The 495-nt window shown below is 57.2% G+C and carries 1 protein-coding gene; it reads right to left on the bottom strand.

Annotated features, from left to right (window positions below; genetic code table 11):
* Positions 1-125: 125 nt before the first annotated feature.
* On the bottom strand, positions 126-495 hold a 370-nt coding region (locus tag J5M56_RS24600), incomplete at its 5' end, for a TolC family protein (RefSeq protein WP_207938010.1).

Here is a 495-nt window from a genome sequence, read left to right as displayed (position 1 = left end):
ATGCACAGGGCGAGCAGACCATCCAGCAACGGATCGTCATGCAACGCGCGTGGATCATGGCTGAGTTGAACTCGACTGACTTCTGATTCCACGCTCGACACTCTTTAACAGTTGAAAGGGATAACTCAGTTCATCCCAGGCAGCTGGACCTTGGGCTTCACGTCGTTCTGCACAACGGATGCCAACGGCGCGACCACTCCCTGGCTTTTGAGCAATTGGCCCATGGTCGCCTTGATTCGGTACTGAGTAAATAACTGAATGTTCTTGATTTCCGCCAGACGCCGCGAGGCGGTGAACAGCTCGTTTTCGCTGTCGAGCAAATCCAGCAGGGTGCGTTCGCCGAGGCTGAATTGACGCTGGTAGGCGGTACGCACCGAGGTGCTGCGATCGACGTACTGCTGAGCGATCGGCACCTGAGCGTTGGCGTTGTTCAGGGCGTTCCAGGCCAGGCCGAGCTCTTCGTTCAACTGACGCAGGGCGTTGTTGCGGATGTCC

The sequence above is a fragment of the Pseudomonas sp. 51_B genome, from assembly GCF_017491595.1.
Lineage (GTDB): Bacteria > Pseudomonadota > Gammaproteobacteria > Pseudomonadales > Pseudomonadaceae > Aquipseudomonas > Aquipseudomonas promysalinigenes.
Note: the sequence above shows the minus strand (reverse complement) of the source record. Positions and strands in the feature narration are given on the sequence as shown.